Here is a 24,799-nt window from a genome sequence, read left to right as displayed (position 1 = left end):
CATCGATCTACCCGTCCAGAAAACAAACAGATCATATCCAGGCCTTGCCTGAAAAGAGTTATCTCCCTCAGCAAGGCTTTTTCAATCTTAAAAAACCCCACCCTTCGGCTTGGGCTCAGGGACCAACTCAGAACTCCAAAACTCCAGGACTCCAAAACTAATACCCCTGCACCAACTCTCCCAGCACCTTATTCTCCCTGCCGCGGATCTGCATCGTTACTTCCTTCTTATCAAAATCAAACCGGAGCAGCCCGAAGCTGATGTCCGAAACCACCTTGCCAACACGGTGAGGGTTGTATTCCGAGGTGAAGTCCGAATAGGAGTGCGTCAGTCCGCTACTGGTAAAGTCTACCAAAGGATAGGAAAGCCCTTCTATCGGTGCCCTGGAAAATTCCGAAATGTGACGGTCGCCCGAAAGCACGATCACTCCTTTGGCCCCGGATGTTGCGATCAATTGCTTTAATTGATCCACTTCATGCGGAAAATTGCTCCAGGCCTCAAAACCGTGTTCCCCGGAGAGGAACTGTATGCTGCTTACAATGAGATTAAAATCTGCCCGGGAGGAAGACAATTCTTTTTCCAGCCATTGCCATTGCGCTTTGCCCAACATGGTCCCTTCTCCTTGCGGATTGGGCTGGTATCGTTTCCCGGTCTCTTTGGTATCGGTAAGTGCCGAACGGAAATAGCGGGTATCAAGGACAATGATCTTTATATTTCCTTCAGGTGTATTTATTTCCTCCGCATGGTACACTCCTTCCTGTGTTCTCCGGGGATCGTCATTATCCACGCTCATAAAATCCAGGAAAAGCTGTTGGCTTTCCTTTTTGGCATGGAACTCCTCTCCCCCATCGTTCAGCCCGTAATCGTGGTCGTCCCAGGTGCCCAGTATTTTCATGCGGCTCATTACTTCGCGATACTCCTTTTGCTGCAACTGGTTGTTGTAGTGCTGCCGCATCACATTCATATCATCCGTATCCGAATAGATATTGTCCCCGCCCCATATCCATATTTCAGGATCATTTTTCAGGACCTCTTTCCACAATACATTTTCAAATCTTTGATTGTTACAGGAGCCGAAAGCTATAACATAATCCGCCTCAGAAACCGAAGGCCGTTGTTTTACCGATTGGCAGGCCAGGAAGCATATTATCGGAAGCCACAGAAATAATCGCCGCATTTGTTCGTTTTTAAAAAAACAAATGTACAGCTTGCGGTATTAACTACATGTTATCATTTTTCGGGTATACTATTTTAACAATTATGGATTTCAACATCGGCTCTACCTTATGATCTGAATATTATTTTGAATGAAAAATCAGGATAAATCGTATCTTAGCCCCTTATGAACACAAACATCCAAGAACTCGCGGCCGTACTGGCTTCGCCCAAGAACATAGTCATAGTTCCGCATAAAAACCCGGACGGAGATGCCATCGGGTCTTCCCTGGCCATGTATCATTATCTAACGCTCCTGGGGCACAATGCCTCGGTGATAGCCCCCAACGAATATCCGGATTTCCTGAAGTGGATGCCCGGCAACGAACATATACTGAAGTTCGACACCAAACGCAAGATCGCAAAGCCCCTTATCGAGAAGGCCGATCTTATCTTTACGCTCGATTTTAATTCCCTGGATCGTGTGGAAGACATGAAACCGGTACTGGAAAAAAGCAAGGCGGTCTTCGCTATGATAGACCACCACGAACAGCCCGATGATTATGCCAAATACACGTATTCCGACCCGAAAATGGGCTCTACCTGTGAGATGATCTATCATTTCATAGACAGTATGGAACATCGCGAAAAGATCAATAGGGATATCGCCACCTGCATTTATACGGGGATCATGACAGATACCGGCTCATTCCGATTCCCCTCCACCACCAGCATAACGCACAGGGTTGTGGCCGACCTCATAGACAAGGGAGCTGAAAACGCCGATATACATAATGCCGTTTACGATACCAACGGACTGAGCAGGCTGCACCTCCTGGGCTGCGCGCTCAAAAACCTGGTATTGCTAAAGGAATACAATACCGTATACATTACCCTCAACCGTAAAGAACTCGAACAATTCGGATTTAGAAAAGGAGATACCGAAGGTTTTGTAAATTATGGCCTGTCCCTGAAAGATGTAAAATTTTCGGTGATCTTTATAGAGGATACCCAGGAAGATTTTATTAAGATATCCCTGCGTTCCGTGGGCAACTTCTCCGTCAATGCCCTGGCAAGGGAACACTTTAACGGCGGCGGGCATATCAATGCTGCCGGAGGACGAAGCGATCTGCCTATGGAAGAGACCATAGAAAAATTCAAAACACTGCTGGCCGATTACAAAGAAGAATTAACCGTATGAACCACCATAAAAAGAACATAGCACGCTTTTTTCTGCTAATGTGTTTCGGACTGACACTTTACAGTTGCAAAGAACCGGAAGCCCGGCGCCCGGTGACTGTAAAAACAGGGGAATTCTTTAAAAAATCGGTAGACCGGAACAAGGATCTCCTGGAGCAGGAACAACAACTGATCGAAGAGCTTATCCGGGACGACAGCCTTCATACTTACCATACTTCCGCCAATGGGTATTGGTATTTCTACAACACCAAAGACAGTACGGATGCCTATACACCAAAACCGGATGATGTTGTACTGATCAGTTATGATATCCGCCATCTCAATGACAGCATCATATACAGCAAAGAAGAGATCGGGGAAGTTCAGTTTAAGGTGGACAAGGAAGATCTGTTCCCCGGATTGCGAACTGCCGTGAAATTACTGAAAAAAGGAGAAACTGCCACTTTTATGTTCCCTTCGTCCCTTTCTTACGGTTATCATGGCGACGAGGTTCGCATAGGGGTCAATGTTCCCCTTAAAAGTACGGTAACCCTGCTGGATATACTGGAAATTGCCAAAGACAGCCCTTCGGCTTTAGTTTATCCTGAGTTGATCGAAGGGCTCAGGGACCAAAACTCTTCGGCTACGCCCGGGAATCAAAAAAATGAGAACGGGAAAGACTCCGTGATGTAATTTGATAATGAATAACTAATAACCATAAATAATATCGTATACATGAAAAAGATAAACGCAGCTCTTTTGCTTATTGCCCTGATAGCTTTAGGATGTAAAAGTACCAAACACCCCGACCTGGGCGATGGTATTTTTGCTGATATCGAAACCAATAAAGGCGAGATCGTCCTTCAGTTATACTACGGGCAGACCCCGGTTACCGTGGCGAACTTCATATCCCTGGCCGAGGGGACCAGCCCGTTTGTATCTGACAGCCTAAAGGGCAAAAAATATTATGACGGGGTTACTTTTCACCGGGTCATCAAAGACTTTATGATACAGGGCGGAGATCCGTCGGGTACGGGTAGATTTGGTCCCGGTTATAAATTTGAAGATGAGATCGTGGACACCCTGGGGCATGACAGTAAAGGCATTCTGTCCATGGCCAATGCAGGCCCGAATACCAATGGCAGCCAATTCTTTATCACTCATGTGCCTACGCCTCAGCTCAACGGCAGGCATGCTGTGTTCGGCAAGGTGGTGAAAGGAATTGAAGTGGTGGACAGCATTGCCAATGTAAAGACCTCGCCGGACGCAAACAAACCGCTCGAAGATGTGGTTATGGATAAAGTTACCATTATCCGTAACGGTAAAGAAGCCAATGCTTTTAATGCCATTAAAGTGATGACCAACTATTTTGACAAGGTCAACAAACGCGAAGGAGATATCAAAAAAGTGGCAGATGCCTTAGCCGCAGAATTCAAAACACAGCAGGATGAAGCAGAAGAACTGCCCAGCGGATTGAAAATATTATACCTCAACAAGGCCGAAGGCGGCCAAAAACCGAAGGAAGGCGATAACGTTATGGTCAACTATGCCGGTTTCCTGGATTCGGGCATGCTGTTCGATTCTAACGAACTGAGTATCGTAGAGCAATTCCACGCCGTAGATAAACGCAGAAAACAGCTTGGAGGATACGCTCCCATCCCCATGCTTTACGGTCCCGACTCTCCCTTGATCGCCGGCTTTAGAGAAGGGTTGTTGCAAATGAAAGTAGGAGATAAAGCAAGGCTCTTTATCCCTTCGCACCTCGGATATGGCGAGGCGGGAGCAGGAGGTGTTATCCCTCCCAATGCCGACCTGGTCTTTGATGTGGAAATTACCGAAATGGCAGACTAATTCTTAAAAAACAAGATGATATACCCCCGGCCCTGATCTTGCCGGGGGTATTTTTTATCCCTTTTTTCAAAATCTCTCCCACTACTGCCATACAGTTGTCATTGTGACATCCTATCTTTGAAATACCAAAAACAAAAAACATGTCACAAGAAAAATTACCGACCGGAACGAAGGACACAGCCATCAACGCCTTGGCAAAAAACTATGCCAGCTATAATCTCTGGGCCAATACAAGGCTTGTAGAATGGCTACGAACCAAACCCGAAAGTGTTGTGGAACGGGAAGTTCCTTCCAGTTTTCCCAGTATTAAGTTAACCCTGGCTCATATCTGGCAAACCGAAAGATACTGGTATTCCATTTTAAAAAAAGAGGAACCAAAAACCTTCGAAGAATTTAACGGCACACCGGAAGATGCCTTTACAAATATTTTGCAACAATCTTCTGAACTTGCAGACTACATTAATTCCTTAACAGGAGAAAGTATTGAAGAGAAGATCCTGATCGAAAGCCCCTGGTTCACTTCCGATTTTCCGGGTTTCGAGTATGTGATGCACTGTGTTACCCACAGCACATATCACCGCGGACAGGTTATCACCATAGGCCGAAACCTAGGTTTTACCGACGCGCCCATGACGGACTACAACCTCTACAATGTGGAACGGCAATAGCATATATTTCATCTGTTAATATTTATTTGTTTTTTCAAAGGTGTTCATGAACCACTTCGTTAGGTTTTAAAGGTCAGATGTAATACCTTGATTATCAAGTTGATTGATATCCGGATTTTCGGTTATGGGCATTCATAAAAAATCCCCGGAGGCATTTCAAAACTTCCGGGGATTTCTTTCTTCAGAGAAAGTCTTCTCAGCCCGACAATAACCTGTAATGCCGGTTATCCGGAGTTTTTATCTCTATATATGTTTTACCGCTGTTCCTTATCCTGGCAATAGTAAAGCTATACGACGAAACTTTTCCCTGACTTTCTTCCGCAGGCTTCCAGGAATACCCTTCCCATTGGCTATTAAAAATGTTATCGGGATGTGCTACGGCCACTTTTTCCTTTTCCAGTTCAATTTTCCTGTTCCCCAGTATCAACATATTGGCATTGCAGTTTATGGCAAAGGAGGTCAGACTGCTATTTTCTTCCTCAGGGATAAATTCCACAACATCACCTCTGAATATTACCTTATAGTTCATTCCCGATTCCCTTATTACCATATCCGTGGCCCTGGCTTTCTTTTTTAAATTGAATTCGTTACGTACCACAGCATTATACATATCATCCGGCACAACACCGTGTATTCTGCCTTGATGGTCTACATAAGACAGGTTTTCCGGAAAGATGCGGGAGTCCTTTTTTCCTTTGTGCTTAAAGTGTACTTCTTTAAAAACATGCTCCCCTTCCGGGAGGACGGATTCTAACTCCTGTGTACAGTTTTGCCCGGTGGCCATATGGAAAACGGCCAGGCTTAACGGAAGAAATATTTTCTTTAACATCGATATGATCTTTATTAAGAAGTATATAAATATACTTCTTAATATCGTGATAACCAATCTTCCCCGGTGTTAAAAAATCAGTTAGCGGGTTCTTTCCGGATCACTTCTCCCTGGCTGATCTCAATGATATGCCCCACACATTCCGGTATTTCATCATTGTAGTGCGATACATAGATCATGGTAGTTCCCAGGGTTTTACATATTTGATTCAGAAGTGCTTTGAAGTACGCTATTTGCTGGTCGTCTAGCCCTTGTAAAGGTTCATCCAGTATCAGCAGGGAAGGGAATTTCACCAGGGCCCTTGCCAGGAGAATACACCGCTGTTCTCCCAGTGAAGCATGAGCGAACAGACTTTTTTCCAGGCGGTCCAGGTCCAATATGCCCAGCCAGTGACGGGCGATGTTGAGCTGGTATTCGGAGGGTTCCGTGACGATGCCTACCTCATCGTTAAATCCGGATACGATAACATCAAGGCAGCTCAGGGTACTGTACACTTCCCTTGAACCGTTGTCTATGCCCGGTATGGTATTGAGTATTCCCCGGCCCCTCAGAAAATACAGGTGCAGCTCAGACGATACAAAGCCTATCTCCTTTTTAATGTCCCAGATGCTTTCTCCCGTGCCGCGACGGCGGTCAAACAAGGTTAGGTTATTGTTGTATCCCTGCGGGTTGTCGGCCGTTATCAGGCTGAGCAATGTGGTTTTTCCTGCGCCGTTATGACCGGTAAGGGCCCACTGCTCTCCCCTTTTTACTTTCCAACTGACATTTTTCAGGATATGTTTTCCTCCCAGCCTTACATTTACATCGATCATATCGACAACAACATCAAATACCTTCCTGCCGGGCGGTACCTGTAATGTACTGAAAAGAGAACCGTTTAATGCCATATTATTTTTAACGGGAAGGGCCTTAAAGGCAGTCCGCTGAGTGAACTCCCTGACCTTCCCCTTCTCCAGTTCGAGAACTTTATCTGTAAAATCCGGGACCTGGTTCGCTCCGCAGATCACTACCACAACGGCTGTTTTTGCCATTTCCCGCAAGATAGCCGACAGTTTTTCCCGGGACTGTACATCCAGTCCTACGAAGGGTTGGTCCAGCACCAGCATTTCCGGCTTGCGCAGCAGGGCTACGGCCAGTTGGGTACGCTTCCTCTCCCCGTTACTGAGCTGAAGCAGTTTGCGATCGAGGATATGGGCTATGCCTGTCTGCTGCACGACCTCTTTGATATCATCATCCCCGGCCCGGATCTCTTTCTGAACCCGGTGCAAATATCCGTCAACACTGAGCAATCCGGAAGTATCCTGCGCTTCATAGCGCTGGCTGTAATGCGTATTTCCCCGGCCGGAAATGGATAAAAACTGATCTTGCTGCTCTACCATGACCACCCGGGATGCACTGACAACCAGTTCTCCCGATGTGGGCTTCAATTTTCCGGCAAGCGACCTTCCCAGGGTAGTCTTTCCGGCACCGGAAGTCCCTACCACGGCAAGGGCTTCACCCCGGTACAGTTGAAAAGTAATGGCCTCTAAAACGGCATATCCCTTTTGTACAAAGGAAATTTCTTTACAATCTATAACAATGTCAGACAGATTCCGGGACATAACAAATTGTTTGTTGTTTTTTAATTGTACTGTTCTGTTTCTTCGAACGAATGTACAACTTCCCTGTACTACCCTGGTATTTCCCATTTCCTTTCAACGACACTTAACTGAAAGTAACGAGACTCAATAACTTAAAAATCAACAAAATAAAAAGGCCGACACTACAATAACAATAATTTTAAAAAAATCTTTTTTCCTGCTGACACAGGGTTGTCACCACCTGCCATTTACTTTGTGGTACAGAAACCTTAAAAAATAAAATCATGGAAACCAAAAATGCTGAAAACGCAACCATCAATCACCCGGTAGTTACTTCCGAAGATCTTGTTAAACACTGGCAGGGGCACCGTAGTCTCACCCGTCGGGTCATAGAGGCTTTTCCGGAAAAGGAACTTTACGAATTCTCCATTGGCGGAATGCGCCCGTTCGCTGAACTGGTCATGGAAATGATCACGATCGCCCATCCCGGCATTGTAGGTGTCGCTACGGGAAAATGGGAACAGCTGGACCACGGGACTGCTCCCAAAACCAAGGAAGGCCTCCTGGAACTCTGGGATAAGACCACGGAACAGATCGATACATACTGGCCGCAGATATCCCCTCAGCGTTTCCAGGAAACGGACGTTGCTTTCGGTCAGTATGAAAACCAGATCTATGCTTCTTTATTCTATTTTATCGACAATGAAATACACCACCGGGGACAAGGGTATGTCTACCTCCGCGCCCTGGGAGTTACCCCTCCTCCGTTCTGGGAAAGATAATAACCTTGCTATACGATACAACAAAGCGGTCCCGGACCGCTTTGTTTGTTTATACTTACAACCCGTTTATCTGCTTCTGTATCTCTTCCTTTTCCGGTGGCGTTCCGGCCAGGGCATACGCTTTCTTTAAACTGGCCCTGGCTTTTTCCCTGTTCATGTTTTTATACAACTCTCCCAGGAGCACATAATAAAAGTGGCTGCCTTCCATGTTCAGGCCTTCTGCTTCTTCCAGGGCTGCCCGTTCTCCCTCTGCTTTATATAAAGCATATATACGGTTAAGCGCCACCACGGGAGAATAATTCAGTTTCAGCAAACTGTCGTATAATTGCAGTATATCCTCCCATTTTTCTGCAGTGTCTTCCCTGTAACAATGCCAGCAGGCTATTTTCGCTTCCAGGTGATAAGAGCTTATTTCCTCTCCCCGGGCAGAAAGTTCCAGGAAACGCATACCCTGTTTTATAAGTGTTTTATCCCATAGTTCCGGGTTCTGGTGTTTATACAGGATAAAGTTATTCCCTTCCGATTGCCTGGCATCGAACCGTGAGGCGTGGAAACACATCAGTGCTATCAGGGCGTTCGTTTTTGGAAGATTGGTCTTTTCATATTCCGAAAGCATTATACCAAGGCGCATAGCTTCCAGGCACAGGTCTTTCCGCAAAATATGATTTTGTGTCCTGGAATAATAACCTTCGTTAAAGAGGAGGTAGATAATATGCAGCACATTGTCCAGCCTGGGAATTATCTCATGCTCCGGAGGAAATTCCATCTTTATGTTTGCTGTCCGTAGTTTATCTTTGGCCCGGAACAGTCTTTTATTGATGGTATCTTTTTTAGACAGGAAGGCTTCGGCTATTTCATCGATACCAAAACCGCATAAAATACGAAGTGCCAGCCCCATCTGGGCTTCACTTGTGATCGCCGGGTTACAGACAGCAAAGAGCATCTGCAACTGGCTGTCCCTGATGTTGCCTTCGGAAAAATCCGGAATTGTTGTGTTTCCGTGATTTTCCGGATCCCTGGGCAATGCCGGGACCACCTTTTCATCGAATATTTTGTTTCTCCTGAAGTGATACAGCGTTTTTTGTTTGGCCACCACATAAAGCCATGCCGTGGGGTTTTCGGGCATACCCTTTACGCCCCATGTCTCCGCAGCTACCAAAAAGGTTTCGCTCACAATATCCTCGGCAATCTCGATATGCTGCAATCCGTACAGTTTGCTGATCACAGCCACCATTTTGGAAAATTCCCGCTGAAAGAGGTCTTTTAATACGTTTTCTTCTTTCATTTCCATAGATCACGGTCAAAAGACTGTCTCAAAAGTCTTGGAAACCGTCATTCCGAACTTGCCTGTACTGAGTACAATCGAAATGTTTCGGAATCTCATCATGTTGATTTACAATCGTTATGGGAACCTGAACCAAAGCTTGTCCCGATACATCGGGGTTCAGGTTGACGTAAAGATTACTTTTGAGACAGTCTCTTGTTTATACAGTTTCAATTTTTACCCGAAAACAGGCCTTATTTCCACGCTTCCGCCTGCATCGAGCGCCGGGCAACCGTGGGCCAGTGTTGTTGCTTCCTCAATATTATCGGCTTTTATTACGATAAAACTGCCTAAACGTTCCTTAATTTCCACAAAAGGACCATCGGTAATGACCCCTCCGGGCTTAAGCACTTTTCCTTCCAGGGACAAGCGGATACCATTATCTGCCAGTTTTCCCTGTGAACTTATATTTCCTACCCAGTCTTTCCACTTTTGAGCAAGGGCTTGCATTTCTTTGGGTGACACCTCGCTGTAATCATAGCTCGGTTGTCTGAACAATAAAACAAATTCTTTCATGTGTTTGTATTTTTGGTAGAGGACGGAAGACCGATGACCGACGACTGATGCACATATCCGTCATCGGTCCTCTGTCCCAAATATTCAGTTAAAAAACAATCGCTTCCGTCTCTTGTACAGGACAGGTGAGATATTCGAAAACAAGTATGGGAATTTCATTATTTTATATTTCAGTTCGCGAACTGTCCCACTTCATAAGTTCCCACCGGCGCCCCGAAGGCAATATTGATCCGGTTATAACCGTTGATGGCAAAAATAGCTACGGTCAGGTCAATGATCTCTGTTTCGGAAAAATGCTTTTTGAGCTCGTTAAAAATCTCATCGGGCACCAGCCTTCCTCCGCCGGGTAGTTCCGTAAGAGACTCCGCATAAGCCAGTGCCGCGCGTTCCCTGTCGGAATAAAAAGGAGCCTCGCGCCATGCGGCCATTACATTAAGACGCTCTTCCGTATCTCCCATGGCACGCAGTTCTTTGGCGTGCATGTCCAGACAAAAGGCACAACCATTGATCTGTGACACCCTGAAATAAACGAGCTCTAACAGGGATCGTTTTAACGGAGATTTTGCCAGATGTTTTCCCAATGGCACCAATGCGCTCATGGCTTCCCTGCCATGTTCCTGAATGTTAATTCGCTGTTTCATTTTCTTTGATTTTAAATGATTATGAAATGTTTTACACCTCTATAATGATCGGGATCAAAGAAATTGGACAGCTTATCTCATTTTTTTATCTTTTATTAAAAAACCCGATTGTTGACAATGAACTCGTTTAAACTTCCCGGAAGATATTTCACCTTTTTCTTTTTCAAATATACCTTTTTTCTCCCCTGTTCCGGAGCCCGATGTATATAAATCTACCTGTAATTCAACAGCTTTATCATTATTTTAAAAATGTTTTAAAATAACGCTTTGTCAATTCCCAAAGATTATTTAGTTTTGCCTACCCTTTTAAGAAAGGGAGTTCTTATTTAAAAATGCGCTCGTGGTGAAATTGGTAGACACGCTGTCTTCAGGCGGCAGTGCCGCAAGGTGTGGAGGTTCGAATCCTCTCGAGCGCACTTGACGGAACAAAAGAGAAATATTCTTTTTTGTTCCGTTTTTTATTGGAGTTATCTCCTTGTTAATGTGATAGATAAGCTGCACCACTTCATTGATCCTGGTGGTTCGAAAAGAGAATCCGTCAAAAGTCAGATTTTCGGGATAAATCGAACCGATCAGCCCCCGGGAATCTTCCCAACCTCCTCTTTTAAAACAAATATTGAGCTTTAACAGCTTATCAATTCCCTCATTTAACAGGCCTTCCACGTCTTCCGTGTCATTATTTATCCTGGTGAGTTTCTTTTCCAGTTGGCTTATCTCCTCTCCATAGTCTGATTTCATGTCCCGGTAATCCAAAGGATCGATCTGCCGGGTAGCTAGTAAATCCCTGGCATACGATAGACGTCCTTCATAATCCTTGATCTGCTTTAAAATTTGACGCTTCTTCTCCCCTATGCTTTGGGTTTGTTCGTTGTAGGCTTCTACGATCAATGAAGTATATAATTTTTTAATCTCCTGATGCGGAAGATATGCGCTCAAAGTACTTTCGAAAACCTGGTTGACCCGTTCTGCCCTTACCCGGTGGGAACATCCATTTGTGCAATGGTAATAAGCATAATACCTGCTTCGTCCTTTGGATTTGCTTCCGGTCAGAAGTTTACCACACTGCGGGCATAACATGAAACCACGAAGTGGTAGCTCATCTATCACCTGTACTTTAGGACGATAGGTTCTTCCCCTGCCATCCAACACCTCCTGTACCTGGTAAAACAATTCTTCGGAAACCAATCCTTCATGCTGTCCTTCTACCAAACGGCTTTCTTCTTCCTGGTATTTGGGTACAAATACTTTTCCGCAATACACCGGGTTTCGCAGCATCGTCCAAAAACGGCTCCTGCATTTCTTAAATCCTTTTTCCTGGGCCATTTGCCATACCTGAGCCGTGTTAAAGACACCTCGCGCCACTTCTTCAAAAGCCCACCGGACAACGGAGGCTTCCGGTTCCTTTGGAGCTATATACTTAGTACCGTTTTCCCTGATCTTATTGGCATAGCCTACCGGTGCCATTCCCATATAACGGCCTTCCTTCCGTGCCCTTCGCATCCCAAAAAAGGTATTTAAGGACCTGCGGTCATTCTCCACTTCCGGGGCGGCTAAATAAAAGGCTAACATCATTTTGTTTTCGGGAATGGACAAGTCCAAAGGTTGTTCCACAGCCTGGGGTTCTACGCCTAACTTTCTCAACGTGCTTATCATTTGGTAAGCATCCCCGGCATTTCGACTAAACCTATCCCATTTTATGAACAAAACAAGGTCTATTTTATTCCGATGCTTTTTAAGAGATAACAATAACCTTTTCCATTCCGGCCGGTTAAAGGTCTTGGCCGAATGGTCTTCATAGATCACCTCCCGGATATGGATGTGGTTGATCTCACAATACTTTCTCAGCCGTTCCTCCTGGTCCCTTTGGGAATATCCCTTGTCGGCCTGTTCATCCGTACTCACCCGTACATATAAGTCAGCTATCTTCCCCATGATTACTTTGGTTTAAATAATTAGATACTACGATATTAGCCATTTTCCGTAAAAATACCAATACTTCTTCTGCTTGTTCTAAACTAATGTCCAATCCTTCTTTTTTTAACATGCTGTGCGCTTGTTCGGGGGAAATCTTCTTCATCTTTTCTCGCTTCATTTTTCCCGTTTACCTAAAATCCTCAACAATCCTCTACATCATACTTTTTTCTCATTTTTTGGTTTTAGACAGGTCGCGTGCCCTTCGGCTTATCCTTTCGGCAACGCCACCAAACAGCAGATGTGCCCAGGTCGCTGGCCCTGCGAGGATACCCCGCAGCAGGGACATGCTTAAATAATTTTCCATAAATAGCGCAGCGGCTTTAAGCGGAAAATTATTTGACCTGGGTGCACCGAAGGCCAACCGCTTCCGTTGTCCCGGGAGCGTGTTGGTCTGCTGTTTAGAGCACAAGACTTGGCTAAAACCAAAAACAAACGTGGCCACAAACTTCATTGTTTAACATCTTCTTTTCCTCATAATTATCATCCTTTTTTGCGTTTCTTTTTCTTTCGGTGTTTTTTTAGATGGTAAGGCAGGTAATCTGGTACCTGTTCCACTTGGAGTAGCTGGTCCAAAACGGTTTCGGTATGTCCTTCTGGTTCTTCAGATGTGATTTGCTCCGGGGCGTTGGAAATGTCTTTGGTTTCTGCCGCAGTATGCTGCGGCTGTAACCCAATCCCCGGTTTCCGAGCGGAATGTATATTCGGCTCGGAAACCTCCCTTAATCCCAATCTTTCCTGCATGGCTTTGGCTCCGTAGGGTTTACCGAGCTCACTACCATTAAAGACACTTTGTGTCCGGTGATCTACATAAGTGATCCCATATAACCTTCCTTCTTCATTTTGTCTTAAAACTGTGTGAATACCCTGCTTACTCAAAACTTTTACAAATTCAGACAAAGCGATATTTTCCTTTCGCAATAGTATTTTGTCAATGGTGTTTTTTAACCGAAGCCTATCCCTGGCTTTTCTTTGTTTGTTCTCCAAAAACTTCTTCTTCAGGGATTTTAAAGTGGGTTTGTTATAGAATAAGCTGGCTTTGATAGGAACCCCGATGGGTTTTCCCTGTGTGTCTAATATTTTATAGACTAATCCACCGTTACGATACATCCGGGAGTTTTCCTGTCCCCGGTCTGCGGTAATATTGTATTGATTTAAAATGGCATTAAGCTCTGGGAGGGAAGCATATTTGTATGTGTCCAGAACATGGACCAAAACATTTTGAATGGCTTTTTTAGTGGCAGATTTGCCATATTGTACCCTTTGGGCAACTACGGGTTGTAGCTTATAATCAGCTTGTTTTTGACTTTCGGCTTTAACTAATCCGAAGTTTTCTTCAATAGCCTTACGAGCAGGTTCGGATTTACGGATACCCAGGTGGTGTAAACTGATCCGTTTGCCGTCCGCTTCGATATTCGTGGTGAGCAGATGTACATGTGGGTGCCCGGCATCGTAGTGACGATATACCAAATAAGGCTGGTTGCCAAAGCCTAACCGGTGCATATAATCTTTGGCTATGGTAATCAATCGTTTATTCGATAAATGTTCGGAAGGATCAAAGTTCAGGGTAATATGCAGGCTGTTAACCTTGACATCCGGGTTTAACCCGGCCTGTTTCTCAAGCAATAAAAGCCGTTCCTCCTGGCTCAGCTTTGCCGTGGTCTTATGATAATTTTCAGCCCACAGGTATTCGGCTATGCCTTCTTTCACCTTGTTCTCGTTGTAATAAAACGACTGTTTTAATGATTTTCCGGGCTTTAGGATCGCAACCATAGATCTGCCGTTTTTCGGATGTAACCCAATATATCCAGGATCGAAGATGACAGCTTGATGTATTCCCGGTCATAATGCTGTATCCAGCTTTTAAACTCCGGAATGTTTCTCAGGGTATGGAGTTTGCGGACGGCCTGGTTAAAATTATTGGATACACCGTGAAGGTCCCGGCGTAATTTGTAAAGTTCGGCAAGGACATCCTGTAGGGATTGGTTGCGATAGCTCCCGATCATGGGTTTACCAAGGAGAATATCCCTGGCATAGCTGCTCAACCTGGTGTGCGTGGTTTTGGAAAAATTTTTCTGAATACGTTGGTGTTCTGCTTCGGTCAGGCGCAGGTGTAGCCATTTGGTTCTGCTGTTGTTCTCTTTCATACGATCCTTTTCATGGTTCAACATACCTAAAAAAATCACCGTCACGACTTTGGAGTACCGACGGATCAAACCCGGCTGTGATACAGCCGTTCATCTTGCCGATTGCAATAACGACAGCAATCGGTAACCTTCTTAAAAAAGTCTTTCATAAGATTGATAATACTTAAAGACTTCTTATGTAAGAAGGGAAGCTGTGGAATGACAGATGATAACCGGGAACTCTGGGAAGGGGAAATGAATGTACCCTATGTTATCCTCTGCTGCGAGTGCTACAAATTTACGAAGAATTTTCGGGTTTTCCTATCCTTTGGATCGTCCTGACTACTGACAGTAAGTCTTTTAAGAAAATATTTGGTTGTTTTCCCAAACCGTCGAAGAGATATATTAGCGGAAATATCACTCTGTGTTAACAGGTAGTTACAGTTTATTTTATAAGGTTTTACATCTAAAAAATAATCCGTATGTGACAAGTGCATTTCCAATAGTAACAAAAAATATTTCAGAACTTTATATGGTACAAATCCGCCTTTACCTGCCTTGAGCAAGTAGCCCGGCAGATAGGCCCATGTGGTATTCCATGCAACAAAATTTAGTTATATCAAGACAAGCCATAGGTATCTATCCTAAAAAAGCCGAATTTTTCCAAGTAATGCCCGAATTTTTCCAACACTTTTTAGCTGATTTTCAGGTAATTTGGTCATAAGGTTTTTGATGTCAGGGAGTAAAGTACAGGAAACCGGGGATATTTTCAAGAAAGCCTTCACAAAAAAACCGAATTTTTGCAACTAAAAACCCGGATTCTTGTAACCTCTATTTCGTTGTTCGGAAATAATTTAGTCATAAGGTTTTAAATGTTAAGGAATAACGTATGAGAAGATGAAGAAGGGTTTAAGAAATCCTTGATAAAAAAGCCTGTTTTTTGCAACACAAAGCCTATTTTTTGCAACAACTATATTATTGTATTTAAGTAACTTAACCTCTTCTTTTGAGTTTTTCCCCTTTCAGAAATAAGATAATGAAAAAGAGCCGTTATCATATCATCCTTATTGATGACCATCCTGTAATCACAGAGGTCTTTGCAGATATCCTCGGGCAGGTGGCCAAAAAGCATGGTTTTTCTTTCCATATAAAAGCAGCCCATACTATTGATGATGCACTTTATCTTTTTGAACAGGTTTATACGATACGTCCTGTTGACATGGTATTTCTGGATATGCGTTTACCTCCATCCTCAAACGGTGACATCATATCCGGGGAAGACCTGGGACTAAAAATCCGTAAAGCAAAGCCAAAAGCCAAGATTATTGTCGTAACCATGTATAACGATCATTACCGCATACATAACATTTTAAAACATATCAAACCGGAGGGCTTTTTGGTTAAGGATGACCTTACCATTGCTGAATTCGATATCGCCATACCCCGTCTGATCGAAGGCCTTCCCTATTATAGTAAAACCGTCATCGAATCTTTACGACAGTACATAAGCCATGATTTTACATTGGATGCTACCGATCGGAAGTTGCTGCATTTACTTTCCCTGGGCATACACAGAATGAAAACCATCTCCAATAATTTATCCCTGACGGTTTCCACGATAGAAAAACGAAAACAGCATCTCAAGGAAATTTTTAATGTAAAAGGGGGCGAAGATTGGGAGCTTCTCAAAAAAGCCAGGGACAAAGGGTTTATTTAATCGCATATATTCGGGTTTAACCCGACAAAATATACTATCAGACCACAAAATTTGTGGACTTTCCTCAAAAAATACGTGGATTTTCCTCAACGATTTATCCGGCACCCTGTTGTAATTTTATCATGTCTTAACTTATTGTAATTCAGTTTAAAATATAAAACTACCCCGTAATGTATTTTATTTTCAAACATAGAAAACTGTGTATTGAGATCATTTGCTTTCTGCTGATCCTTTTGTTTGTATATGCAGCAGGCAGTAAGCTCATGGATTATCAGAAATTCCGGGTACAGGTAGGCCAATCCCCGGTGCTCACTTCCATAGGGGGATGGATCACCATAGCGGTTCCTTTAGCCGAACTGGCTATCTCGGTCATGTTGGCCTTTCCCCGTCTTAGACTTCCGGCTTTATATGCTTCTTTCTGCATGATGGTCATGTTTACCACTTATATTATCATCATATTGATGTTTAGCCCATTTATCCCTTGTTCCTGCGGAGGGATACTGGATCAGATGGGATGGACCGCGCACCTGTTTTTTAATCTTGGTATTGTACTTTTGGCTATGACTGGTGTTTTACTTTTTCGAACTCAAAAAGAACTTGATAAACCCCTATTCTCATGAAAAACTCCGGTATCACATTAGGTTTATGTTTTGTGTTTAGTGTCCTGGCAGTCGTAATACTTTATGCCCTTTCGGATAAACTCACACATAAGCACAACAGTTTTAATCGGTTCTTCCCTCCACACCCGGTTATACCGGTAAAGGAAATTGACCTGAATTACAATTCCTATTATTTTGCGGGAACAGATAGGGATAAGGTGTATTTAAGCAATCTGACCGCCCCATTGCATGTATTGGAAGTCGACCTGCCTTCACTGGACACCATCCATATTACCATACAGGTAGAAAATCCCAAAGCGATTACTTTTAGCAGAAATACCAGGGTGTCCGTATTACCTCCATACTTTTATATTTCGGATGGTATTGCCCCGGGGTTGTTGAGGGGAAGGTTAGGAGCATGGCACGCACGCCGTTTTATGTATGACAGCGCCTATTTTAGTGATGCTACTCCTATAGGTCCTAAATCATTTATCCTTAAAACCATGAGCAGCACTACCCGGGAATATGTGCTGGGCAAAGAAACCGATAAGGTTCCCCATGTTAAGCTGGTTCCCGGATTACTGGAAAAACAGATAGATGGTATTTTTTGTACGGATGGTATGCTTCATTACAACAAAGACCTGTCCCGACTTATTTACCTGTACCATTACCGGAACCAATATATGGTGATGGATACCTCTTTAAACCTTCTTTCTTACGGCAAAACCATTGATACCAACAGCCGGGCTAAAATAAAGACCGCTTCTATACCCTCGCAGTATTCCACCACATTATCGGCTCCCGGGTTCATGGTCAATAAAGACAGCTATACTTCCGGGGAACTGCTTTTTGTCCATTCTGATCTTATGGCCAAAAATGAAAGCCTGGAAACGTTTAACAAAACTTCGGTGATTGATGTATATAACATCCAGGACCACACCTATAAGTTCAGCTTCTATATTTATCCTTATGAGGAGTTTAAACTTAACCAGTTTGCTGTGACCGACCGGCATTTGATAGCCATACATCACCGGCACCTCCTGGTGTATGAGCTGCATCCGAAATGGTTCCCTGACTTACAGTCCCAAAGCGCTGAAGTACATCTATCGGGAACTCATAATAACAAGAAAAAAGACATCTTATCGCGATAGGATCAGGAAAGGAGGCTGAAACCTGTAGAAAAAGTAGGCCACTATGTCTAACTAAAATGTTTTCAAGTATGAAAAAACTCAGAATTGTTTTGCCCACTGTGGCATTCGTTTTTGCGATCGCTTTCTCTTTTGCGTCGGTTCATATGACCGGTGCCCAGGAGGAAGGTGAGTTCATTCAACTGGAGAATCCACAATCATGTCAGGAAGTTACTGTCGATTGTGGAACTACAGGGCCAATGTGTACGCTGACTTCAGGAGAGCAGGTTTATGGGTTCAGGGATGGAACCCTATGTTCCGAACCTCTTCGCAGGGACCCCTGATGCTTAAACCTAGCACCTGATTTTATGATGGGGTGAAGCGTTGGAGCGTAATTGCTCCAACGCTTTTTTAAATGTAAACATGAGAAACAAAATAACAGAGCGGAGAAACTCCGTTACTATGATCTTTTATCTGAAATCACAATCACCTCAAAGGCCTTTTCTGCCTTTTCTATTATAAACCCCTGCTTTTTTAAAAGCTGTTTGATCGCTTCAAAATCTGACAAAAGCACTTCGGTTTCTTTAATATCTATATATCCTTCGATCCCGGTTTCATTGATAATGGGTATAGGAACGGTAGCTCTTATCATATATAACAAGGCATTCAGATACTTGTCCATCGATACATTTCGAAAACCTATCCGGGTAAAACCATTCCCAAGCAAAGCATATTTTCCTCCTTTGGTTTTTAATTTTCTTTGAGTATTCTCAGGAGCTGTAATACGCCAATAAGGAAGTGTCCTGGTTTCTACTTTAGCCTCATACCCAAAATAACGGTATAAATCCTGTTGCATGGTTTTCATTAGGTACTGCGGAGTAGCTCTCTCCGGGGGTACAATAAGGCTATACACATACATGTTTTTACGGCTTTCATAATCGTAATCCGTAAACAGAGAATCGTTCTTCAGCTCCAAAACGACCCGGTTATAATGGTTTTTTACCCTTGGTTCTTTTTTCTCTTCATTAGTCAACCACCAATAGGCCAAATAGGCCATTTTATAGAAGTCCTGCAACGTGGCCCAACCCTCTAACCATCCTTGAGGTGTATAACCATGAGTACGGTATACCTGCTGCATAGAATAAGGCAGGCTGGGAACCTTGTGCATATCTCTTGTATAAGAGGCCAGTAAGGAACGGTACAGGAAATTAGTGTCCTTCCCCCCGTTACTATCGGTTAAAAAGGGCTTTTGACGATCATAGGTGTGTTGTTTTCTTTCCTGCCTTGCCGCATAGGATTCGTCCCAAAAGAAGAAAGGCTTCCCTTCTAAAAAGGACTGAATATTTTCTGCATTTATGGAATTGGAACTTGTGATGGCTTGTACAATGCCCTTATCATCGATCCATAAGATATGAGGAACGGTCCTGGGAACAAAACGCTGAAATAACCCGGGGTCGAAGGTTATCGGGACTTCCAGTCCTTGCAGGTCTTTAAGTTGCGTATATAGTTCTTTCAGCTTATCCATACCGGGTTCTTGTCCCGGGAGCATATAGCTGCCAGGACTTATCTCGTGCTCACCTCCTATGCAAATAATTTCTGCTTTCCCCTTGAATTGTTGGTAAAGCGTATTCATTTTGGACAGGTTTTTAATGGCACCCGAGCAAAACCTACTCCAAAAACATAGGATCACAAATTTTCCTTTCAGGTCCTGGGAACGAATTTTAGTATGAGTATAATCTTCCATGTTTTTTAACGTAAAATCTGGGACCGGCTTTCCGATTTCGGGATAATGGTTTTCCTGGGCTTCTCCATAGGTCCAGGAAAGAAAGATCAGGAATATAAAAACTGTTTTTTTCATCGTATTTGTTATTTGTGTGTTAGTATCCTTCGTTTTGGGTCAGGTTGGGATTTTTGGAGCGTTCCGCTTCCGGAATGGGAAGCAAAACGGCAGTAGGCTTCCAGTTGGGTTTGACAGGCGATAATACAGTAGCTGCTCTACCTGTACGTTTCAGGTCTAACCAGCGGTGTCCCCATTCGGCAAAGAACTCCCGTCTTTTTTCCGATAAAACGGCGCTAATAAGCGCTTCTTCTGTGGTTGCTATAGTATTTTCAAGGCCTGCCCGCCCACGAATGTGGTTCAGGTCTTCCTGTGCGCCGGGAATATTACCCTGCCGTGCCCTGGCTTCCGCCCGGATAAGGTACAGTTCGGCCAACCGAAAAACTGTGGAATACTCCGAAGGAGCCTCGGTGGTAAAGGAGATTTTGTATTTATACGGATAATAAAGCGTATCGGCATCCTGGGGCAAAATACCAACCCAATCGGCAAATCGTTGGTCTGTATCATCAAAGGAATGGACAAGTGTGTTGCTCAGTGACATCGGGGTCAAAAAGTTATTGGGGGTGTTTAAAATAAAAAGGTTGCCCTCATAGGTCTGCCCTGTGGAGCCTACCGGGGAAATTTGCCATATCGCTTCTCTATTGTTCGCTAAAAACACCGCGTTCAGGTTTTCTTCCAGGACATACAGGTCATGTGCCGCAATAACTTCTGATGCCATCATTTCGGCATTTTCCCAATCTTCCAGGAATAAATACACCCGGGCCAAAAGTGCAGACGCCGTAAAACGGTTAGGAGATGTTCGTTCCCCATCGCGATAGGTGTCTTCCAATAACTTCTGTGCCGTAGTAAGGTCCTGTATGATCTGCTTATAAACGTCCGTTTCAGAAACCCGGAAAGCCAGGGCATTGGCAGTATAATCTGTTGTGGTAATAAGGGGGACATCCCCAAACAGGTTAACCAGGTAAAAATGAGCAAAAGCCCGGACAAACAGGGCTTCTCCCTCCAATTGTTTTTTTACAGGCGCGGTTATTCCCTGTGAAGTTTCCAGCCCCTCCAAAACAGCATTGGCATTATAAATCGTGTTATAAGCACTGCTCCATAAAGACAGGTTATGGCTGTTGGCTATACTGACCTGGTTTTGGTAAAACTCGGGGAGCCCGGGGTAAAGAAGGGTGTTGTGCAACTGAAATTCATCGGCAGATAATCCACCTAAAACCGTCACGGAATGTATGCCACCACCGGCAAAATTCGAGAGTTGAAAAAGTTGGTGGTAGACCCCGTTCATGGCGGTGATCGCCAGGACATCGTTTTCAAAGACCACATCGCTGACCACGCGGGAATTGGGAGGATCGATTGCTACAAAATCTTCACAGGACATCATGAAGAAGAGTATACTTAACAACAATGCGATATTATATCTTGGTTTCATTATTCAGGGTTTAAAAGTGAAGTTGAACTCCTGCGGTAATCGTTCGCAAGGGCGGTAAATAACTAAGGCTTCCGGCAGGAGCTGATTGCGGGTCCGGCCCTTTATACCTGGTTATAGTCCACAGGTTTTGCCCATGCAGGTATATTTTACAGTCATTTAGTCCTATCTTTTCGGTGTAGACCGAGGGGATACGATAGGACAGGGAGATGGTTTTTAAACGTAAAAAAGAAGCGTCACTAATGGCCATATCACTACCTGCCGCCCTTTCATAGGCCATGTTTGCGGTGGAGGTTATGGAATACTGTTGCATATAGGCCTGGTCACCGGGTTGCGTCCATCGGTTTAATACCCCGGGGAGCTGGTTTTCCATATTCCGTCCCGGAGGTCTGAACAGGGCCAGTGTATTCCGGCCGTCCTGTCCTACAAATTCCATAAAGAAATCCAAACTAAGGTTTTTATACCGGATCGTGTTTTGTACGCCTCCGAAGTATTTTTGGCCTAAATCTTTAACAACTGTTCTGTCTTCAAAATCATAACGCCCGTCAGTATTGGTATCCGCTACTTCATATAGGCCGGTTTCGGGATTTACCCCGAGAGATTGGTATAAAAGCACACTGTTCAGGGACGCACCTACTTTATAGGTATTCGCATAGGAGGAGTTGTCGATATCCGGGAAAGCGACCAGGGTATTTTTAGGAAAACTTATATTCAGCGAAGTATTCCAGGTAAAATCATCCGTTTGAAATAGCCTGGAGAACAGTTCCAGTTCCCACCCGGTATTTTCTACTGTGGCCGGGAGATTAGCCTGTATGGAGGTAAACCCGGTGATAGCCGGCAGGGCATAGCCCACCAGTTGGTTGGAAGAACGGTTGCGGTACCAACTGGCCGTAAACATCAGCCGGTCGTTAAAAAATCCCAGCTCCCCGGCAAATTCCAGTTTCTTGTTGACTTCCCAGGAATAATCGGGATTGGCCAGCCCGGTCGGGTATAATCCCCCTGTACCCCGGGTTGGACGATAGGTATCGTAATAGCCATAATCTGCGATTTGGTCGCTCCCCGTAGTCCCGTAACTCCCCCTGAATTTCCCAAAACTCAGGAAGGGAATCTTTTTTTTAATAAAAAGTTCTTCGGAAAATATCCAGGCTCCGCCAATAGCACCAAAATTGCTAAAGCGATTATTTGGACCAAAGCGGGAAGAACCGTCCCGGCGACCGGTAAGATTCAAAAAGTACTTTCTTTTCCACTGATAACCTATTCTTCCGAAAATGGCCGTATAGGCATACTCGGTATCTTCCTGGAAAAGGACATTTTGCTCGTCCACTGCTGCCAGGTTGCCAATAAGGCTTTCTTCGGCATAGCCTTGTCCGGTGATAGACCGGACATGGGTCATACTTTTTTGAAACGTCGTCCCGATAAGGGCTTCCAGTTTTCCGTTTCCTATGGTTGTCGTATAGGTGAGTTGAGGCTCTACGATCCAGGATTGTCTTTTTGTAGTGCGGTGTTGAGAAGAATTTTCCGATTCCGAAGCAGGGTTATTGCTGCTTTTGGGATTTTTGGTAAGCTCCTCGCTGTGCAGGTTGGTATAGCCCAGGTTGCTCTTTACGGTCAGCCCTTTAGCCAATTGATAGCTTAAAACAGCATTGGTTACCAGATTGTCTGTATCTACTTCCTGGCTCTTTTTTAAATAGCTAAGCGGATTGGTCCAGGTCCCGTTTTCCCAGTTCAACGTACCATCTGCGTGGTAAAGAGAAGGTGCATGAGGGGGTAATAAAATAGCTTTTTGGATAAACAGGCCATCGTTAAAACTCTTGTGGTTATCTATTCCGTAATTGACCGATAACGTGGTCTGGAACTTTTGATTGGCGGAGGTATGGTTCAGGTTAAAATTCCCGGTGATTTTTTGATATCCGAAATCCCCGGGGAATACCATATCTTCCCGGTGATACCCTCCTCCAAACAAAAAGGAGGTTTGGGCGTTACCCCCGGATACAGAGGCTTGTATATCGGTGATAAAGGCTGTATGTCCCAATAATTCTTCTTGCCAGTCCGTATGGCGGTCAGGGTCCCATAACAAAAGGTCCGGGGCATTACTTTCGGTAGGCGTTTCCCCGGAATTAATAAAGGCTTCCCTTCGCATCTCCAGGTATTGTGGAGTATTTAACAGTTTTAATTTTTTGGAAATCCGGCCTGCCCCGGAGTACATACCCAGGTTAAAGTCGGTTTTGCCTTCCCGGCCTTTTTTTGTGGTAATAAGGATGACCCCGTTGGCACCCCGGGAACCATAAATAGCCGTGGCATCGGCATCTTTTAGGACTTCGATACTTTCGATATTAGACAGGTTCAGGGTATTTAACGGGTATATCCCTTCACTGATGGAAAGCAATCCCCCGGAAGAGGTGATCGGGCTGGAATTGACCGGGACCCCATCAATGATATATAAAGGGAGGTTGCCTTCGGAGCGCAGGCTATTCCGGCCCCGGATGCGGATCGTCCCGGAAGCCCCCGGTATGTTACTGTTTTGGGTAATGGACACCCCGGGCATCCGGCCCTGAAGGGCCTGTAAGGGATTGACCACGGGTTGTAGTTCCAACTCTTCTGAAGTGACACGGCTGATATTACCTGTCCTTTCTCGCTCCCTGACCGTGTAGTAGCCTGCATTCACCGTAACTTCATTCAATGTGGTCACGTCTTCTTCCAGTTGAACGTTAATACTGGTCTGTCCTTTTACAGGGATTTCCTCTGTTTTAAAACCTACAAATGAAAAGATCAGTATGTCTGTATCTTGTACGGCAATAGTATATTTTCCGTTTTCGTCAGACATGGTCCCTGCTCCCCGGTCTTTGATGACAATATTTACTCCCGGAAGGGGTAACCCACTTTCATCCATGACAGTTCCGCTAACATATTGTTGCAGGTTAAATGCTGAAGGAAAGGCATGTGTGCGTACAGGCAGGCTAAATAAAATTAAGGCAATATATATGGGGCACCAGCAGGAGAATCCCGCTAATGAGGTGAGTTTCATAATCCTAGTATTTGAGTGTTAGTGATTAAATACGCTATGACCTATACTGGGAAAAACAATTTAGCTATAGCCTATTACAGAAGGGGTGTTTAGGTTGCCGGGATGATCTTTATACTTTGGTCATAGGCAGGCATTTTTAGGTATTAAACATTTTAAAAAACCGACCGTCATGCTTTAAGAAAGCCCATGTTATGTTTGCGGGTAAAGGGGAAAAAACTATCTTTATAGTCAATGTGAATAACCTTACATGGCCTCCTTTGTCCCTGTAACAAAACTACGTGTTTCCTATAGGCACGGGGCTAGTGTTATCGGACAGCGGCAAGTTATTGATCAGCACAAATAGTAATGACCGCTACAAGTGGGCTGTGGACAGTGGGTAATCATGGTTTGACAAACTTCGTTTTCATAAATTTTGGTTTTGATGAAACGAAGTGCTGGAAGAGTTA

At 44.3% G+C, this 24,799-nt stretch carries 22 protein-coding genes, 1 tRNA gene and 1 pseudogene; 10 read left to right on the top strand and 14 right to left on the bottom strand.

The genetic code is table 11. The annotated features are described in order from the left end of the window. Window positions 1–157 precede the first annotated feature (157 nt). On the bottom strand, window positions 158–1,177 hold the full coding sequence (locus KN811_RS01410) for an alkaline phosphatase D family protein (RefSeq protein WP_187966189.1): 1,020 nt from the start codon (window positions 1,175–1,177) through the stop codon (window positions 158–160). Between the two features lie 165 nt (window positions 1,178–1,342). On the opposite strand from KN811_RS01410, the gene KN811_RS01405 reads away from it, so the two are divergent. From KN811_RS01405 to KN811_RS01390, 4 genes are all read left to right on the top strand, one after another. Continuing rightward, the gene (locus KN811_RS01405; protein ID WP_187966188.1) at window positions 1,343–2,356 is read left to right on the top strand and encodes a DHH family phosphoesterase; all 1,014 of its coding nucleotides are present in this window, start codon (window positions 1,343–1,345) and stop codon (window positions 2,354–2,356) included. Continuing rightward, complete coding sequence (gene gldI, locus KN811_RS01400; protein ID WP_247716382.1) at window positions 2,353–3,027, top strand: gliding motility-associated peptidyl-prolyl isomerase GldI; 675 nt, start codon at window positions 2,353–2,355, stop codon at window positions 3,025–3,027. Before KN811_RS01405 ends, gldI begins: the two co-directional genes overlap by 4 nt. Window positions 3,028–3,069: 42 nt before the next feature. Beyond that, entirely contained in the window at window positions 3,070–4,185 is a 1,116-nt protein-coding gene (locus tag KN811_RS01395; protein ID WP_187966187.1) for a peptidylprolyl isomerase, read from the top strand. A gap of 140 nt (window positions 4,186–4,325) precedes the next feature. After that, the gene (locus KN811_RS01390; RefSeq protein ID WP_187966186.1) at window positions 4,326–4,853 is read left to right on the top strand and encodes a DinB family protein; all 528 of its coding nucleotides are present in this window, start codon (window positions 4,326–4,328) and stop codon (window positions 4,851–4,853) included. Between the two features lie 196 nt (window positions 4,854–5,049). Here KN811_RS01390 and KN811_RS01385 read toward each other — a convergent pair whose 3' ends face one another. Both KN811_RS01385 and KN811_RS01380 read right to left on the bottom strand, forming a co-directional pair. Then, the gene (locus KN811_RS01385; protein ID WP_187966185.1) at window positions 5,050–5,682 is read right to left on the bottom strand and encodes a hypothetical protein; all 633 of its coding nucleotides are present in this window, start codon (window positions 5,680–5,682) and stop codon (window positions 5,050–5,052) included. Between the two features lie 77 nt (window positions 5,683–5,759). Next, on the bottom strand, window positions 5,760–7,283 hold the full coding sequence (locus KN811_RS01380) for an ATP-binding cassette domain-containing protein (protein ID WP_187966184.1): 1,524 nt from the start codon (window positions 7,281–7,283) through the stop codon (window positions 5,760–5,762). A gap of 263 nt (window positions 7,284–7,546) precedes the next feature. Here KN811_RS01380 and KN811_RS01375 point away from each other — a divergent pair, with 263 nt between their 5' ends. Beyond that, the gene (locus tag KN811_RS01375) at window positions 7,547–8,044 is read left to right on the top strand and encodes a DinB family protein (RefSeq protein WP_187966183.1); all 498 of its coding nucleotides are present in this window, start codon (window positions 7,547–7,549) and stop codon (window positions 8,042–8,044) included. A 55-nt stretch (window positions 8,045–8,099) separates the two neighbouring features. On the opposite strand, the gene KN811_RS01370 is transcribed toward KN811_RS01375, so the two are convergent. The 3 genes from KN811_RS01370 to KN811_RS01360 form a co-directional block, all read right to left on the bottom strand. Continuing rightward, window positions 8,100–9,335 (bottom strand): RNA polymerase sigma factor, encoded by a 1,236-nt coding sequence (locus KN811_RS01370; RefSeq protein ID WP_216334641.1) that lies wholly within the window; start codon window positions 9,333–9,335, stop codon window positions 8,100–8,102. Window positions 9,336–9,545: 210 nt separating this feature from the next. After that, window positions 9,546–9,884, bottom strand: coding sequence for a YciI family protein (locus KN811_RS01365; RefSeq protein WP_187966182.1), 339 nt, complete (start codon window positions 9,882–9,884; stop codon window positions 9,546–9,548). 170 nt (window positions 9,885–10,054) lie between these two features. Next, window positions 10,055–10,525 (bottom strand): carboxymuconolactone decarboxylase family protein, encoded by a 471-nt coding sequence (locus tag KN811_RS01360; RefSeq protein ID WP_187966181.1) that lies wholly within the window; start codon window positions 10,523–10,525, stop codon window positions 10,055–10,057. Between the two features lie 334 nt (window positions 10,526–10,859). On the opposite strand from KN811_RS01360, the gene KN811_RS01355 reads away from it, so the two are divergent. Further along, window positions 10,860–10,941 (top strand) — tRNA-Leu (locus KN811_RS01355). Window positions 10,942–11,473: 532 nt separating this feature from the next. Here KN811_RS01355 and KN811_RS21770 read toward each other — a convergent pair. The 5 genes and pseudogenes from KN811_RS21770 to KN811_RS01335 all read right to left on the bottom strand — a co-directional run. After that, window positions 11,474–12,457: pseudogene (locus KN811_RS21770) on the bottom strand (recombinase family protein); the annotation flags it as partial. Next, window positions 12,441–12,617 (bottom strand): hypothetical protein, encoded by a 177-nt coding sequence (locus KN811_RS01345; protein ID WP_187966180.1) that lies wholly within the window; start codon window positions 12,615–12,617, stop codon window positions 12,441–12,443. The gene KN811_RS01345 and the pseudogene KN811_RS21770, both read right to left, overlap by 17 nt. A 51-nt stretch (window positions 12,618–12,668) precedes the next feature. Then, on the bottom strand, window positions 12,669–12,803 hold the full coding sequence (locus KN811_RS21910) for a hypothetical protein (protein WP_282097928.1): 135 nt from the start codon (window positions 12,801–12,803) through the stop codon (window positions 12,669–12,671). A gap of 176 nt (window positions 12,804–12,979) precedes the next feature. Next, on the bottom strand, window positions 12,980–14,269 hold the full coding sequence (locus KN811_RS01340; protein ID WP_187966179.1) for a relaxase/mobilization nuclease domain-containing protein: 1,290 nt from the start codon (window positions 14,267–14,269) through the stop codon (window positions 12,980–12,982). Beyond that, window positions 14,254–14,643, bottom strand: a complete 390-nt coding sequence (locus KN811_RS01335) for a plasmid mobilization protein (RefSeq protein ID WP_187966178.1) — start codon at window positions 14,641–14,643, stop codon at window positions 14,254–14,256. Before KN811_RS01335 ends, KN811_RS01340 begins: the two co-directional genes overlap by 16 nt. 1,015 nt (window positions 14,644–15,658) lie before the next feature. Here KN811_RS01335 and KN811_RS01330 point away from each other — a divergent pair. The 4 genes from KN811_RS01330 (at window position 15,659) to KN811_RS22080 (ending at window position 18,409) form a co-directional block, all read left to right on the top strand. Continuing rightward, window positions 15,659–16,339 carry a response regulator gene (locus KN811_RS01330; RefSeq protein ID WP_187966177.1) on the top strand — a complete coding sequence of 227 codons (681 nt, stop codon included), beginning with the start codon at window positions 15,659–15,661 and terminating at the stop codon, window positions 16,337–16,339. Window positions 16,340–16,509: 170 nt separating this feature from the next. Next, window positions 16,510–16,959 (top strand): MauE/DoxX family redox-associated membrane protein, encoded by a 450-nt coding sequence (locus KN811_RS21985; RefSeq protein WP_345725291.1) that lies wholly within the window; start codon window positions 16,510–16,512, stop codon window positions 16,957–16,959. Then, a complete protein-coding gene (locus KN811_RS01320) occupies window positions 16,956–18,089 on the top strand; it encodes a hypothetical protein (protein ID WP_187966175.1) in 1,134 nt (377 codons plus the stop codon). The genes KN811_RS21985 and KN811_RS01320 overlap by 4 nt, the downstream gene beginning before the upstream one ends. Window positions 18,090–18,145: 56 nt before the next feature. Further along, window positions 18,146–18,409 (top strand): DUF6520 family protein, encoded by a 264-nt coding sequence (locus KN811_RS22080; protein WP_425596674.1) that lies wholly within the window; start codon window positions 18,146–18,148, stop codon window positions 18,407–18,409. Between the two features lie 116 nt (window positions 18,410–18,525). Here the strand turns inward: KN811_RS22080 and KN811_RS01315 are convergent, their stop codons facing one another. The 3 genes from KN811_RS01315 to KN811_RS01305 are packed head-to-tail and all read right to left on the bottom strand — an operon-like array spanning window position 18,526 to window position 24,353. Beyond that, window positions 18,526–19,923: a TlpA family protein disulfide reductase gene (locus tag KN811_RS01315; RefSeq protein ID WP_187966174.1), complete on the bottom strand. Its 1,398-nt coding sequence runs from the start codon at window positions 19,921–19,923 to the stop codon at window positions 18,526–18,528. Window positions 19,924–19,942: 19 nt separating this feature from the next. Then, on the bottom strand, window positions 19,943–21,331 hold the full coding sequence (locus KN811_RS01310) for a RagB/SusD family nutrient uptake outer membrane protein (RefSeq protein ID WP_187966173.1): 1,389 nt from the start codon (window positions 21,329–21,331) through the stop codon (window positions 19,943–19,945). Between the two features lie 10 nt (window positions 21,332–21,341). Next, window positions 21,342–24,353: a SusC/RagA family TonB-linked outer membrane protein gene (locus KN811_RS01305; protein ID WP_187966172.1), complete on the bottom strand. Its 3,012-nt coding sequence runs from the start codon at window positions 24,351–24,353 to the stop codon at window positions 21,342–21,344. Window positions 24,354–24,799 lie beyond the last annotated feature (446 nt).

Origin of the sequence: Sinomicrobium weinanense (assembly GCF_018863395.1) — a bacterium.
In the GTDB taxonomy this organism is placed as follows: domain Bacteria; phylum Bacteroidota; class Bacteroidia; order Flavobacteriales; family Flavobacteriaceae; genus Sinomicrobium; species Sinomicrobium weinanense.
This window is presented reverse-complemented; position numbering and strand designations above follow the sequence as displayed.

What these genes read in the sequence shown, in the direction of transcription:
- KN811_RS01410 (WP_187966189.1), bottom strand. Translation starts at nt 1,177, where the DNA reads ATGCGGCGATTATTTCTGTGGCTTCCGATAATATGCTTCCTGGCCTGC.
- KN811_RS01405 (WP_187966188.1), top strand. Translation starts at nt 1,343, where the DNA reads ATGAACACAAACATCCAAGAACTCGCGGCCGTACTGGCTTCGCCCAAG.
- gldI (WP_247716382.1), top strand. Translation starts at nt 2,353, where the DNA reads ATGAACCACCATAAAAAGAACATAGCACGCTTTTTTCTGCTAATGTGT.
- KN811_RS01395 (WP_187966187.1), top strand. Translation starts at nt 3,070, where the DNA reads ATGAAAAAGATAAACGCAGCTCTTTTGCTTATTGCCCTGATAGCTTTA.
- KN811_RS01390 (WP_187966186.1), top strand. Translation starts at nt 4,326, where the DNA reads ATGTCACAAGAAAAATTACCGACCGGAACGAAGGACACAGCCATCAAC.
- KN811_RS01385 (WP_187966185.1), bottom strand. Translation starts at nt 5,682, where the DNA reads ATGTTAAAGAAAATATTTCTTCCGTTAAGCCTGGCCGTTTTCCATATG.
- KN811_RS01380 (WP_187966184.1), bottom strand. Translation starts at nt 7,283, where the DNA reads ATGTCCCGGAATCTGTCTGACATTGTTATAGATTGTAAAGAAATTTCC.
- KN811_RS01375 (WP_187966183.1), top strand. Translation starts at nt 7,547, where the DNA reads ATGGAAACCAAAAATGCTGAAAACGCAACCATCAATCACCCGGTAGTT.
- KN811_RS01370 (WP_216334641.1), bottom strand. Translation starts at nt 9,335, where the DNA reads ATGGAAATGAAAGAAGAAAACGTATTAAAAGACCTCTTTCAGCGGGAA.
- KN811_RS01365 (WP_187966182.1), bottom strand. Translation starts at nt 9,884, where the DNA reads ATGAAAGAATTTGTTTTATTGTTCAGACAACCGAGCTATGATTACAGC.
- KN811_RS01360 (WP_187966181.1), bottom strand. Translation starts at nt 10,525, where the DNA reads ATGAAACAGCGAATTAACATTCAGGAACATGGCAGGGAAGCCATGAGC.
- KN811_RS01345 (WP_187966180.1), bottom strand. Translation starts at nt 12,617, where the DNA reads ATGAAGCGAGAAAAGATGAAGAAGATTTCCCCCGAACAAGCGCACAGC.
- KN811_RS21910 (WP_282097928.1), bottom strand. Translation starts at nt 12,803, where the DNA reads ATGGAAAATTATTTAAGCATGTCCCTGCTGCGGGGTATCCTCGCAGGG.
- KN811_RS01340 (WP_187966179.1), bottom strand. Translation starts at nt 14,269, where the DNA reads ATGGTTGCGATCCTAAAGCCCGGAAAATCATTAAAACAGTCGTTTTAT.
- KN811_RS01335 (WP_187966178.1), bottom strand. Translation starts at nt 14,643, where the DNA reads ATGAAAGAGAACAACAGCAGAACCAAATGGCTACACCTGCGCCTGACC.
- KN811_RS01330 (WP_187966177.1), top strand. Translation starts at nt 15,659, where the DNA reads ATGAAAAAGAGCCGTTATCATATCATCCTTATTGATGACCATCCTGTA.
- KN811_RS21985 (WP_345725291.1), top strand. Translation starts at nt 16,510, where the DNA reads ATGTATTTTATTTTCAAACATAGAAAACTGTGTATTGAGATCATTTGC.
- KN811_RS01320 (WP_187966175.1), top strand. Translation starts at nt 16,956, where the DNA reads ATGAAAAACTCCGGTATCACATTAGGTTTATGTTTTGTGTTTAGTGTC.
- KN811_RS22080 (WP_425596674.1), top strand. Translation starts at nt 18,146, where the DNA reads ATGTTTTCAAGTATGAAAAAACTCAGAATTGTTTTGCCCACTGTGGCA.
- KN811_RS01315 (WP_187966174.1), bottom strand. Translation starts at nt 19,923, where the DNA reads ATGAAAAAAACAGTTTTTATATTCCTGATCTTTCTTTCCTGGACCTAT.
- KN811_RS01310 (WP_187966173.1), bottom strand. Translation starts at nt 21,331, where the DNA reads ATGAAACCAAGATATAATATCGCATTGTTGTTAAGTATACTCTTCTTC.
- KN811_RS01305 (WP_187966172.1), bottom strand. Translation starts at nt 24,353, where the DNA reads ATGAAACTCACCTCATTAGCGGGATTCTCCTGCTGGTGCCCCATATAT.